This window comes from Frankia sp. CoBUL1, assembly GCF_978021245.1.
This window is the reverse complement of record NZ_CDXDOS010000089.1, coordinates 1-12488: the sequence shown is the minus strand read 5'-3', so window position 1 is coordinate 12488 and position 12488 is coordinate 1. Positions and strand designations below refer to the sequence as shown.

The 12488-nt window shown below is 69.1% G+C and carries 10 protein-coding genes and 1 pseudogene; 6 read left to right on the top strand and 5 right to left on the bottom strand.

Annotated elements, in window-relative coordinates; translation table 11 throughout:
* Positions 1-212 precede the first annotated feature (212 nt).
* Both AC08OX_RS08995 and AC08OX_RS08990 read left to right on the top strand, forming a co-directional pair.
* Complete coding sequence (locus AC08OX_RS08995; RefSeq protein WP_476607388.1) at positions 213-1850, top strand: LCP family protein; 1638 nt, start codon at positions 213-215, stop codon at positions 1848-1850.
* Positions 1851-2103: 253 nt separating this feature from the next.
* Positions 2104-2865 carry a 3-hydroxyacyl-CoA dehydrogenase gene (locus AC08OX_RS08990; RefSeq protein WP_476607387.1) on the top strand — a complete coding sequence of 254 codons (762 nt, stop codon included), beginning with the start codon at positions 2104-2106 and terminating at the stop codon, positions 2863-2865.
* A gap of 6 nt (positions 2866-2871) precedes the next feature.
* Here the strand turns inward: AC08OX_RS08990 and AC08OX_RS08985 are convergent, their stop codons facing one another.
* The gene (locus AC08OX_RS08985) at positions 2872-3027 is read right to left on the bottom strand and encodes a hypothetical protein (RefSeq protein WP_476607386.1); all 156 of its coding nucleotides are present in this window, start codon (positions 3025-3027) and stop codon (positions 2872-2874) included.
* An 89-nt stretch (positions 3028-3116) separates the two neighbouring features.
* Here AC08OX_RS08985 and AC08OX_RS08980 point away from each other — a divergent pair.
* A pseudogene (locus tag AC08OX_RS08980) lies at positions 3117-4073 on the top strand (PP2C family protein-serine/threonine phosphatase); the annotation flags it as partial.
* 104 nt (positions 4074-4177) lie between these two features.
* Here the strand turns inward: AC08OX_RS08980 and AC08OX_RS08975 are convergent.
* The gene (locus AC08OX_RS08975) at positions 4178-4795 is read right to left on the bottom strand and encodes a MerR family transcriptional regulator (protein WP_476607385.1); all 618 of its coding nucleotides are present in this window, start codon (positions 4793-4795) and stop codon (positions 4178-4180) included.
* Positions 4796-4835: 40 nt separating this feature from the next.
* Positions 4836-6680, bottom strand: a complete 1845-nt coding sequence (locus AC08OX_RS08970; RefSeq protein WP_476607384.1) for an MFS transporter — start codon at positions 6678-6680, stop codon at positions 4836-4838.
* Positions 6681-6870: 190 nt separating this feature from the next.
* On the opposite strand from AC08OX_RS08970, the gene AC08OX_RS08965 reads away from it, so the two are divergent.
* The gene (locus AC08OX_RS08965; protein ID WP_476607383.1) at positions 6871-7092 is read left to right on the top strand and encodes a hypothetical protein; all 222 of its coding nucleotides are present in this window, start codon (positions 6871-6873) and stop codon (positions 7090-7092) included.
* A 48-nt stretch (positions 7093-7140) separates the two neighbouring features.
* Here the strand turns inward: AC08OX_RS08965 and recD2 are convergent, their stop codons facing one another.
* Positions 7141-9360 carry an SF1B family DNA helicase RecD2 gene (gene recD2, locus AC08OX_RS08960; protein ID WP_476607382.1) on the bottom strand — a complete coding sequence of 740 codons (2220 nt, stop codon included), beginning with the start codon at positions 9358-9360 and terminating at the stop codon, positions 7141-7143.
* Positions 9361-9624: 264 nt separating this feature from the next.
* Positions 9625-10308: a TetR/AcrR family transcriptional regulator gene (locus AC08OX_RS08955; RefSeq protein ID WP_476607381.1), complete on the bottom strand. Its 684-nt coding sequence runs from the start codon at positions 10306-10308 to the stop codon at positions 9625-9627.
* 75 nt (positions 10309-10383) lie between these two features.
* On the opposite strand from AC08OX_RS08955, the gene AC08OX_RS08950 reads away from it, so the two are divergent.
* Complete coding sequence (locus tag AC08OX_RS08950; protein WP_476607380.1) at positions 10384-11235, top strand: 3-hydroxybutyryl-CoA dehydrogenase; 852 nt, start codon at positions 10384-10386, stop codon at positions 11233-11235.
* Between the two features lie 83 nt (positions 11236-11318).
* Positions 11319-12482, top strand: a complete 1164-nt coding sequence (locus tag AC08OX_RS08945; RefSeq protein ID WP_476607379.1) for an acyl-CoA dehydrogenase family protein — start codon at positions 11319-11321, stop codon at positions 12480-12482.
* Positions 12483-12488: the final 6 nt, after the last annotated feature.

Genomic DNA, 12488 nt, shown 5'->3' with positions numbered 1-12488 from the left:
CGACGCCTACTGGGCGTATCACCTCGACCGGGAACGCGCCCGCAACCACGACAGCAAGTACTCACCCAGCTACACACTCGCCGCTTGATCTCACCTGGGGAGAACTGCACCCAACTCGGCTGAACCCCTCATAAGGGAGCATGAAACCATTCGTGTTACTTTCCGTGCCATGCCGGACCCTGCTCGCCGGACCGCTCAAGGAGAGGCGGGAAGTGACCGCACCGCACCCGCAGAACGACGCCGCCGACCACGCGCGGGTGCTTCCGCCCCGGCTCGACCCGCGGGGATCGGGGTCCGGCCGGTCGGGATCCGGGTCGGCACGCGGCGGACGGTCGGCTAGGCGTCGCGGGTTGCGGGTCTTCCTGGCCTGCGTGTCCTGCCTCGTGTTCGTGGCCACGGTGGGGGGCTGGGCCGCGTACTTCTATGTCGACGGCAAGGTCAACCGGGTCGACCTCGGCCTCGGTTCGGGCGGCGACTCCGGCGGGGTGGGGACCGCGAACTACCTGCTGGTCGGAACCGACAGCCGCGCCGGTACCAACGGTAAGTACGGAGACGCGCCGGGCCAGCGCTCCGACACGACGATCCTCGCGCACCTGACGAAGGATGGGACCACCACCATGGTCTCCTTCCCCCGCGACATGTATGTGCTGATCCCCGAGTACACCGATGGGGCCGGCAAACGTCACAAGGCCTGGCACGACAAGTTCAACGCCGCGATCTCCGTAGGCGGCCCGTCGCTGTTGGTGCAGACGGTGCAGAGCCTGACCGGCCTGCAGGTCGACCGCTACATCTCGATGGACCTGGAGGGTTTCAAGGAGATCACCGATGCCATCGGCGGTGTCCAGGTCTGCATCAAGCCGTCGGACGCGAAACCGAGCCGCTACCAGGACGACCGCGGGCGGTGGCGGATGAGCACGAACACCAACGACCCGATGAGCGGATTCGTCGGTGGGCCCGGGACGATCCAGCTCGGCGGCGACCAGGCCCTGGCCTTCGTTCGCCAACGCCACGGCCTGCCGGACGGCGACTTCGACCGCATCCGCCGGCAGCAGCAGTTCATCGGCTCGATGTTCCACAAGATCATGGCAGACGACACCCTGACGAACCCGATCAAGGCCCAGAAGCTGGTATCGGCGGCAGCGAGCGCGCTCACCCTCGACAACCACACCAGCATCGCCGACCTGCGCAGCCTCGGCACCCGAGTCCGCGGGCTGGCCACCGGGGGCCTCCAGATGCAGACCGTGCCCGTCCACGCGCCGACCCGTGCCGAGGGGGCGATCGACGACAACGGCAACATCCGCCTGCACGGAGTCCCCTCCTCCGTGCAGTTCTACCGGCCGGACGACCTGCAGCGCATCGTCGCGCCGATGGGTGGCAAGGCCGAGGGCGCGAGTTCTACCATCGACGCCGGGAGCGGGGGGACCGGTCCGGCGCTCGCTCCCGGCGCCGCCGCCGCGCCCTCCCAGGTCCGGGCCGCCGTCTACAACGGCTCGTCGCGGGCCGGACTCGCCTCCAAGGTCACCGAGCAGCTGACTGCCAAGGGCTTCCACGCCCGCAACGCCGGCAACGCCTCGGTCCTCACCCACGAGACCTCCCGGGTGGTCTACGCCCCCGGGCAGGAGGCCGAGGCGAACACCGTCGCCGCGGCGGTGCCCGGCTCGGTCCTGCTCGCCGATGCGAGCATCACCGGTGTCCAGCTCGTCCTCGGCTCCGGCTTCACCGCGGTGGTGACGCCGAGCGTGACGGCCGGTAGGGCCGCGCCTGCGCCCGCACCGGCGGCGGCCGGACCCGCCGCCGGACCGGCGCCGCCGGGAGCGCCCTCGCCGGGCCCGCCCACCTGCACCTACTGATCCTCCTGGTCCCACCGGGCCCGGTCCCAATCCGCGCCAACCGGTGGGCAGCGCGGAGCTGGCGGCCCACGGGAGCGCTGTCCGCCCGCGCGGCTTGCACTACTCTTCCGGGGTGCGCACGTCTTCGGGGGTGTGCACGGATGGCCGCCTCCCCTGGTCGCCGGTCGGGGGACGGCCGGCTCGTTCCCCCAGCTCCACCCCGCACAGCCAAGGCCGCGCCTCCGGCCGATGTCCCTCCCGGAGAGGAACTCACGTGCAGATCACGGATTCAGTCGCCGTGGTGACCGGCGGGGCTTCCGGCCTCGGCCTTGCCACCGCCACCCGGCTCATCGACGCTGGTGCCAGCGTGGTCCTCCTCGACCTCCCGTCCTCGAACGGCGCGGCGGTCGCGGAGAAGTTCGGCAGTTCGGTGCGATTCAGCCCCGGCGACGTCACCTCCGAGCAGGACGTGACGGCAGCCCTGGACGTAGCGGCCGAGCTGGGCCCGCTGCGCATCGCCGTCAACTGCGCCGGCATCAGCAACGCCGCCAAGACGCTGAGCAAGGAAGGGCCGTTCCCACTGGCCATCTTCGAGCGGGTCGTCAAGGTCAACCTGATCGGCTCGTTCAACGTCATCCGACTCGCGGCCGAGCGGATCAGCAGGACCGAGGAGATCGACGGTGAGCGTGGCGTCATCATCAACACCGCGTCCGTGGCGGCGTTCGAGGGCCAGATCGGGCAGGCCGCCTACTCGGCGTCCAAGGGCGGCATCGTCGGCATGACGCTGCCGATCGCCCGCGACCTCGCCGGTCTGAAGATCCGCGTGGTGACCATCGCCCCCGGCCTGTTCGACACCCCGCTGCTCGCCTCGCTGCCGGAGCCGGCTCGCGTCTCTCTCGGCCAGCAGGTCCCGCACCCCTCGCGCCTGGGCTCCCCCGACGAGTACGGCCTGCTCGCGACCCAGATCATCGCGAACCCCATGCTCAACGGCGAGACCATCCGCCTCGACGGTGCCATCCGGATGGCACCCCGCTGAACGGGTTCACAGCGCCGCGAGCTGCTCGGCGAGGCGCGCGATCGAGGTCTCGGCGGCCGGGTCCGCCACCGGGTCAGCGCGTCCATGCTGGCTGGTGAGGACCCCTGGAAGCAGGCTCCGGCGGGTTCGGTCCGGACCGCTCGCGGGTAGACAGACACCCATGCGGCCCGGCCAAGGCGAGATCCCCGGGCGGATCTCCCGGGGGTGCTGAGGTGCTGAGGGTGCTGCGCTGGTTCGCCCCAATCGCCCCGATGCTCATACTCGCCCTGGTGGTCGGACTGCAACTGAGCAACCAGAAATGGAACGTGATCGGACTCGCGATTCTGAGCCCCATGCTCGCGGCCACGTTCGCCGGACCCCGGCTGACCGCAGGCTACGGGGTGGCGGCGGTCCTGGCGGGCATCCGGCTGGGTCTGCACGATGACCTGTTCGGCCGGAGCGGCGGTGGCCCGACGGCCCAGGTGGTCCGGCTGGTCGGGGTCACGGCCGGCGGAGTGATGGCCGTCCTGGTCAGCCGGTACAACATCCGACGCGAGACGAAGCTGCAGAACGTCACTCGGGTGGCCGAGGTGGCGCAGCAGACGATCCTCAGTCCCGTCCCGTCCCGTCCCGTCCCGTCGTCGTCCGGCGGGCTGCGGTTCGCCGTCCGCTACGAGAGTGCCACCGTGGAGGCCATGATCGGTGGGGATCTGTACGAGGTCGTCGACAGCCCGTGGGGAACCCGCCTGCTCATTGGTGACGTACGGGGCAAGGGGCTCGACGCCGTGCGGATCGCGAGCCGGGTGCTCAGCTGCTTCCGGCTGATGAGTCGACGCACGGGCGACCTGCGCGATCTGCTGGCGAACCTCGACGCGGAGGTCGCCGATGCCAGCGGCCTGGACGACTTCGTCACCGCGGTCGTCGGGCAGGTCGACGGCAGCCGTCTGACGCTGGCGAACGCGGGACATCCCGATCCCGTTCTCGTTCGTGCCGGGCAGGCGGATCTGCTCACTGTCTCGTCCAGGCTGCCACCGCTCGGGCTGATCACGGACGGGAGCAACGTGACGGACGCCGTGCTGCGGGCGGGGGATCGCCTGCTGTTCTACACCGACGGCATCACCGAGGCACGCGCCCTCACGACCGGCGCCTTCTTCCCCCTGCTGCCCGCGGCCGAGGCCGCGTTCGCCCACACGTCACTCGACGAGGCGCTGACCGATCTCGCCGACCGGGTCCGGGACTGGACGCGATCGACGCTGAACGACGATGTGGCGCTCCTCGCGGTCGAGGTTCCCAGACCGACCCGGCACGCCGGCCCAACCCGACGATCGGATGATCACTGGGAGCTGTCGGCGACCCCCCTGGCCAGCCGGTCCGCCCGCTCGATCCGTTCGTCGATCTCGTCACGGAAGGCCACCAGCCGGCTGATTTTCTCGTCGATCTCGACGCGGAGCCTCCGGTATGCCGACGTGCCCTCGGTCAGCAGCCGGATGCGGTCCGCGTCGTCGGACGCCGCATGATACTCCTGCCGGACCTGGGCGAGACGATCCTCGTAGGCGAGGATCGTGCGGATCTCGTCCAGGTTGAAGCCGAGCAGCGTCTGCAGCTCGCGGATGCGCCGCACCCGGACGAGGTCGGAATCCGCGTACAGCCGGTTCCCGCCCAGGGTGCGCCCGGACGGGGTGAGCAGCCCCACCTCCTGGTAATACCGCAGGGCCCGCACCGAGACGCCCAGTTCCTGCGCGGCCTGACCGATCCCGCGCAGGCCACGAGCCGCATCCTTGACCGCGCTCTTGGCTGCACTCTTGACCGGGCTCTTGGCCGCGTCGCCGTCCCGCACCAGGCAATTGTTCCGCACGGCGCCATCGGCCCGCACGGCGCCATCGGCCCGCACGGCGCCATCGGCCCGCACGGCGCCATCGGCCCGCACGGCGCCATCGGCGGCTCTGATCATCGACGTCAGGGCCTTTCTCACGCTCGGCCCAGCCCGCGTCCTATCGCTCGGCGGCCAGGGGGCTGCTCGGAAGAGCGCTCCCGGCACCGTCCTCCATCGCCGCGATGTCGCCCGCGCCGGCCAGCCCCTCGGCCGTCTCTTCAAGCAGCGGACGGCGCACGTGCGGCCGCTGCTTCCCGCGCAGCCAGGAGAAGCCCGCGGCGACCAGGCAGGCGACGGCAGCGAAGGCGAAGGCGAGGCGCAGACCGTCACCGAACGGCCCGGAGATGAGGTTCGGGAAGAAGGTGTGCCCGGTGAGGAAGTCGGCCTTCGCCGGGTCGAGCTGCGACAGGGTGTCCGGGCCGAGCAGTCGCTCGGTGGGGTTGTACCCGAGGAACGCGGCGAACAGGCTGCCGATCGGCGGCAGGTTCGCCAGCTCGTGCGCCTTCGCCGGGGAGACGCCCTGCCCGACAAGTCCGGAGTACATGGCGTCCGGAAGGCTGGCGGCCAGCCCGAGCGCGATGATGGTGAAGAAAACACCGATGGACAGCACGCTGGCCGAGTTCTGGAACGTGTTGAGCATGCCGGCACCGGCACCGCGCTGGTTGGGCGGCAGGGTGTTCATCACGCTGCTGGTGTTCGGCCCCGCGAACAGGCCCATGGACAGGCCCATGGACAGGCCCATCAGCAACAGGATCAGCGCGAACCACGGATAGTCGAAGTCGATGGGAATGGCGTCGAACAGCAGGAACACCACCGCCGTGATCACCAATCCCAGGGTGGCGAACGGACGCGCACCGTAGCGGTCCGCGAACCGGCCGGCCAGCGGCCCCGCCACCAGGAATCCGACGGTCACCGGAATCAGGTAGATGCCGGCCCACAGCGGGGTCTTCTCGAAGCTGTAGCCATGCAGCGGCAACCAGATCCCCTGCAGCCAGATGATCAACATGAACTGCAGACCACCACGGGCGAGCGCGCCGAGCAGAGCCGCGATGCTGCCCATGGTGAAGGTCCGGCTCCGGAACAGGTCCAGACGGAACATCGGGTCGGCGGAGCGCAGCTCGATGACGACGAAGCCGATCAGCACCGCGAGACCACCGAACAGGCAGCTCAGCACGAACGGCTTGGTCCAGCCCATCGTGTGAGCGCCATAGGGCTGCAGCCCGTAGACGATGCCGGTCAGGATCGCGATGAGGCCGACCGCGAACGTGATGTTGCCGGCCCAGTCGATCCGGGCCTGGGTGCGCGCCCCGTTGTCGCGCAGCTTCAGGTAGGCCCAGACCGTCCCGAAGATGCCGAACGGCACCGAGACGAGAAAGACCAGATGCCATTCGACCGGCGCCAGCAGACCGCCGATCAACAGCCCCAGAAATGATCCGACGATCGCCGCGACGCCGTTGACCCCCAGGGCGAGCCCGCGTTCGTCCTCCGGGAAGGCGTCAGTGATGATCGCGCTGGAGTTGGCGAAGAGGAAGGCACCGCCCACGCCCTGCAGCACCCGCATGATGATGATCCACCAGGCGGCTGCCGTGCCATGCATCCAGGTGACGGCGAGCAGGATCGAGAACAGCGTGAAGATCGCGAAGCCGAGGTTGTACATCCGCACCCGGCCGAACATGTCGCCGACCCGCCCCAGACTCACCACGAGCACCGAGGTGACCAGCAGGAATCCCATCAGGATCCAGAGGAAGTACGCGGTGTTCTCCGGTGCGAGCGGGTCTATCTCGATTCCCCGGAAGATGTCCGGAAGGGCGATGAGAAGAATCGAACTGTTGATCGTCACCATCAGGATGCCAATGGTCGCGTTCGACAGCGCGATCCACTTGTAGTTGTCCGGACCGGGCCGGGCCAGGACCTCGTCGGCCTCAAGCGACAGAGTGCCGGCGGCGGTGTCGGAAGGCGTCACCGCACGAAGGTAGCGCCTCCATCTAACGTCAGCGGTAGATGTGACATGGTTCATAGCGGTCGGAGGCCGATATACGCCGTTGTGGGCGTCGGCTTCGCGACCGGGGATTGCCAGCCTGCCGACCGGGCGCCCCCGTCTCCGGACCAGGTAGGGGTCCGGGGCACGAACGCCGACGAATGAGGAGACGACGATGCTGCTCGCCGAGGAACTTCTCCTGCTCGCGGGCCCGGCCCGTCTACTCGATGTGGTGGCACCCGAGCGCGCGTCCCGCGGGCACGCGAAGGAGCGGATCCGGACGGCGACCGACCTGACGCCGGTCGCCCCGATCGTCAAGAAGGTCATCGCGGAAGCGGAGGCAGCGGTCATAGCCGCGGCAACCAGCGTGAGCCTGGGCGTGGCGGCGTCGAGCTGACCGTGTCGCCGTTACCGTTACGAGCCGGTGGTAGGTGGTGTTCACCAGTCACCCGCTACGCAGCCGGTGGTCGAGCGCGGTGTGCCGCTGGCCGTGACCGGCGGCCCGCACCGCCTGGCCGATCGCCCGGCGGGATCCCACCAGCACGACCAGCTTCTTCGCCCGGGTGACGGCCGTGTAGAGCAGATTGCGTTGCAGCATCATCCAGGCGCTGGTGGTGAGCGGGATGACGACCGCGGGGTACTCACTGCCCTGGGAGCGGTGGATCGTCACCGCGTAGGCGTGGGTCAGCTCGTCGAGTTCCCCGAAGTCGTAGTCGATGTCCTCGTCCTCGTCGGTCCGGATGGTGAGCGTCTGGTTCTCCACATCCAGCGCGGTGACCACGCCGAGAGTGCCGTTGAAGACTCCACTCGCGCCCTTGTCGTAGTTGTTGCGCACCTGCGTAACCTTGTCGCCGACCCGGAACGTCCGGCTACCAAAGCGCCGCTCGGCCACGTTCGGGCGGGACGGCGTCAGGGCCTCCTGCAGCAGGGTGTTCAGCGCGCCGGCCCCCGCCGGGCCGCGGTGCATCGGGGTCAGCACCTGCACGTCCCGGCGCGGATCGAGCCCGAACTTCGCCGGAATCCGCCGGGCGACCACCTCCGCGGTGATTTTCGCCGCCTCCTCCACCTCCTCCGCGGCGAACAAGAAGAAGTCGGGCAATCCCCGGACCAGCGGATAGTCACCACGGTTGATGCGGTGCGCGTTGGTCACCACCCCGGACTCGGTCGCCGCTCGGAAGACCTGGGTGAGCCGGACATGCGGGATCGGCGTCCCCTCGGCGAGCAGGTCGCGTAGCACCTGGCCGGCACCGACCGACGGCAGCTGGTCGACGTCGCCGACCAGCAGCAGATGCGCGCCGGGCGGAACCGCCTTGGCAAGCTTGTTCGCCAGTAGCAGGTCGACCATCGACGCCTCGTCGACGACGATCAGGTCGGCGTCGAGCGGGCGGTCCCGGTCGAAGGCGGCGTCACCTCCCGGCCGCAGCTCCAGCAGCCGGTGCACCGTCAATGCCTCGTGCCCGGTCAGCTCGGTCAGCCGCTTCGCGGCCCGGCCGGTCGGCGCGGCGAGGATCACCTTCGCCTGCCGGGCCAACGCGAGCGTCACGATGGAGCGGACGGTGAAACTCTTGCCGCAGCCCGGTCCGCCCGTCAGCACGGCGACCCTGGACGTCAGGGCAAGCTGCACCGCATCGCGCTGGGCCGGCGCGAGCTCGACCCCGGTCCGCTCCCGCAGCCAGCCCAACGCCCGGTCCCAGTCCACCAAGGCGAAGGCGGCCAACCGGTCCGCGCCGGTATTCAGCAGGCGGCGCAACTGGCCAGCAACGGAGATCTCGGCCCGGTGGAACGGCACCAGGTAGATCGCGGCCGTCGGCGTCGCCGGATCCTCGCTTGGAACCTCCTCCCGGACGACCCCGTCCTCGGCAACCAGCTCCCCCAGGCACTCGATGACGTCACCGGTGTCGACCTGGAGAATCTGCACGGCGTCGCTGATGAGCCGGGGCTCGGGCAGAAAGCAGTGGCCACCGCCGTCGGTGGCCTCGGACAGCGTGAACAGCAGGCCAGCCTTGATCCGCTGCGGGCTGTCATGCGGAATCCCCACCGCCTTCGCGATGGTGTCCGCGGTGCGGAACCCGATGCCCCAGACGTCCGTGGCCAGCCGGTAGGGCTCATTGCGCACCACACCGATCGACGCGTCCCCGTACTGTTTGTAGATCCGCACCGCCAGCGAGGTGGACACACCCGCCCCCTGAAGAAAGACCATCACCTCCTTGATGGCCTTCTGTTCCTCCCACGCCTCGGCGATCGCCCTGGTACGCTTCGGGCCGAGCTTCGGCACCTCGATGAGTCGTTCCGGCTCCTTTTCGATGACGTCCAGCGCCGCGACCCCGAAATGCTCGACGATGCGTTCGGCCAGGCGCGGACCGATGCCCTTGATGAGGCCCGAGCCGAGATAGCGCTGCACGCCCTGGACGGTCGCCGGCAGCACGGTCGTGTAATCCTCGACCTGGAACTGGCGGCCGTACTGCGGATGCGAACCCCATCGCCCCCGCATCCGTAGCGACTCCCCCGGCTGCGCGCCGAGCAACGCCCCGACGACGGTCACCAGGTCACCGCCACGCCCGGTGTCAACCCGCGCGACCGTGTAGCCGGTCTCCTCGTTGGCATAGGTGATCCGTTCCAGCACCGCATCGAGGACCGCGCCGCGGAAGGGTTCGCGTCCGGTCATGGTAGCCGCCGGGACGCCGGGACGATGAGAATCACCGCTTCCTCGGGGTGGGACAAGACGATCTCCAGCTTCGGATGGGGTAGCAGGGTAACGGACCGAGCGGGGCAACGAGCAGAGCAGCCGGGCGGGCGGTGTCCGCCCCGGACCGTGTGCCCATCCTGCCCTTCGGTCGATCGCCACCGTTCCCCGGTGCGGTCCGAGGCGTCCCCTTCCGTGACCAGTACCGCGAAGTAGGTCCGCCGGCATCCCTTTCAGACACCCTCGCTAGCTCAAGGGGCGCCGCTGTTCCTCTTCAAGTGCCCGACACAGCCGGGTGACCACGGCGTCCACGCCGGCGGAGGTGCGGAATACGACAACGGCTGTCCCGGCTTCAGCAGGTGTTTCGAGATGCTCGAGCGCCACCTCCATCGCACGGTTGAACTCCTCGCCGGGGGAGGTGGTCTCGCCTCGGAGCCAGCGTCGGAGCACATGGTTGTGGGCGGTGACGATGGCCGCGGACACCAGCTCGGCACGCAGGGCGCCGTCGGGCGCGTTGCCCATCCAGTCACGCAGGAACCTGGCGAACAGGCGCTGATACTGCCGGATGCCGGCCACCTCGCGGGCGCGCAGTGCAGGGACGGTGCTGGTCAGGCGGTAGCGGGCGCGGGCGAGCCCGCCCTCGGCGAGGTAGTGCTGCAGCACTATGCGGGCAGCCTCCGCGAGAGCGAGCCCGCGGGTCTCTGGAGCGGCGGTCGCAAGCCGGGCTTCGATGTGGCCGAGCAGCACGTCGTGCTCGGGAAAGATCACGTCCTCCTTGGACCGGTAGATCCGGAAGAACGTCGTCCGACCGACGCCCGCGCGTTGCGCGATGTCGTCGACCGTCGTGCCCTCGAAGCCATGCTCCTCGAAGAGCTCGAACGCCGCCGCGACGAGCCTGTCCTTGGCCAAGCGGGCCGGCTGCTGCTCCACAGCACCGAAATTACTTGGTGGTACGTAGTTCCACAACTATGATACTGCGTACCAACACCGTGGAGGAGGAGCCAGGTGAACGCCATCAACAAGGTCGGTATCGTCGGCTGTGGCCTGATGGGTGCCGGGATCGCCGAGGTCTGCGCCCGTGCCGGTAAGGACGTGGTCGTCGTGGAGATGACCACGCCCGCCGTGACCGCTGGACGGCAACGCCTGGAGACATCACTGTCCCGCGCGGAGAGCCGCGGCAAGGTGGCCAGCGCCACGGAAGTACTCGAACGCATCCAGGTCGTCGAGGACATCGAGGCCCTGGCCGACCGCGGCCTCGTGGTGGAGGCGATCGTCGAGGACGAGACCGCCAAGTCCACGCTGTTCAAGCGACTCGACGACGTCGTCAAGGACCCGGACGCGGTGCTGGCCTCCAACACCTCCTCCATTCCGATCATGAAGCTCGCCGTGGCCACCGAACGGCCCACCCATGTCCTGGGTATCCACTTCTTCAACCCGGTCCCGGTGCTGTCCCTGGTCGAACTGGTGCCGAGCCTGCTGACCGACCCGGAGACGACCGAGCGGGCGCGGGCGTTCGTGCAGGACGATCTGGGCAAGCACGCCATCGACTGCCAGGACCGGGCGGGCTTCGTGGTCAACGCCCTGCTGATCCCGTTCGTGCTCTCGGCGATCCGGATGCTGGAGTCCGGGTTCGCCACGGCCGAGGACATCGACCAGGGACTGGTCCGTGGTGCCGCCCACCCGCAAGGACCGCTGGCGCTGGCTGACCTGATCGGGCTGGACACCACCAAGGCAGTGGCCGAGTCGCTGTACGAGGAGTTCAAGGAACCCCTCTATGCGCCGCCGCCGCTGCTGGCCCGCATGGTCGACGCCGGCCTGCTGGGTCGCAAGACCGGCCGCGGCTTCTACACCTACTGAGCGCCCTACACCTACTGAGCGCCCTAGTAACTCTTCTGCACCTACTGAGCGCCCTGGCAAGCGACCTAGTGAGCGAGGAACCCATGACCGCCACCGACTTCGACCTGTACCGACTCAGCGACGAGCACCTCGAGTTGCGCGACGCCGTGCGCACCCTGGCCTACGACAAGATCGCGCCGTACGCCGCCGACGTCGACGCCCACAGCCGGTTCCCGCAGGAGGCCTACGACGCGCTGGTGGCCTCCGACTTCCACGCGCCCCACGTCCCTGTCGAATACGACGGCGTCGGCGCCGACGCGCTCGCCACCTGCATCGTCATCGAGGAGGTCGCCCGCGTCTGCGCGTCCTCCTCGCTGATCCCCGCCGTGAACAAGCTCGGCAGCCTCCCGCTCATCCTCGGCGGCACCGACGACCTGAAACAGCGATACCTCCCACCGCTGGCCCGCGGCGAGGCCGCCTTCTCCTACGGCCTCTCCGAACGTGAGGCCGGCTCCGACACCGCTGCGATGAAGACCCGCGCCGCCCGCGACGGCGACCACTGGGTGCTCTCCGGGCAGAAGTCCTGGATCACCAACGCGGGGATCTCCGAGTACTACACCGTGCTCGCCGTCACCGACCCCGACGGCCGACGCGGCGCCAACATCAGCGCTTTCATCGTGGAGAGCTCCGACCCGGGCTTCTCCGTCGGCAGCCCGGAGAAGAAGCTGGGCATCAAGGGCTCTCCGACCCGCGAGCTGCTCTTCGACGACTGCCGCATTCCCGAGGATCGTCTCATCGGCGAGCTCGGTCACGGCCTCCGGCTGGCGCTGCGTACTCTCGACCACACTCGGGTGACCATCGGTGCACAAGCCATCGGCATCGCCCAGGGCGCACTCGACCTCGCCCTGAACTACGTCAAGGAGCGCAAGCAGTTCGGCAAGCGCATCGCGGACTTCCAGGGGATCCAGTTCATGCTTGCCGACATGGCCATGGCGCTGGAGGCCGCGCGCCAGATGGTGTATGTCGCCGCCGCCAAGTCCGAGCGGGGGGACGCCGACCTCACGTTCTTCGGCGCCGCCGCCAAGTGTCTGGCGTCGGACACCGCCATGCAGGTGACCACCGACGCCGTACAGCTACTCGGCGGCTACGGCTACACCCAGGACTTCCCCGCCGAACGGCTCATGCGGGACGCCAAGATCACCCAGATCTACGAAGGTACCAACCAGATCCAGCGCATCGTCATGGCCCGCCAGCTCCTCGCCGGCTAACTCCGC

Excerpts from the sequence above, each read along its gene's own strand:
- AC08OX_RS08985 (WP_476607386.1), bottom strand. The coding sequence starts at position 3,027 with ATGGGTGTCTGTCTACCCGCGAGCGGTCCGGACCGAACCCGCCGGAGC.
- AC08OX_RS08975 (WP_476607385.1), bottom strand. The coding sequence starts at position 4,795 with ATGATCAGAGCCGCCGATGGCGCCGTGCGGGCCGATGGCGCCGTGCGG.
- AC08OX_RS08965 (WP_476607383.1), top strand. The coding sequence starts at position 6,871 with ATGCTGCTCGCCGAGGAACTTCTCCTGCTCGCGGGCCCGGCCCGTCTA.
- recD2 (WP_476607382.1), bottom strand. The coding sequence starts at position 9,360 with ATGACCGGACGCGAACCCTTCCGCGGCGCGGTCCTCGATGCGGTGCTG.
- AC08OX_RS08945 (WP_476607379.1), top strand. The coding sequence starts at position 11,319 with ATGACCGCCACCGACTTCGACCTGTACCGACTCAGCGACGAGCACCTC.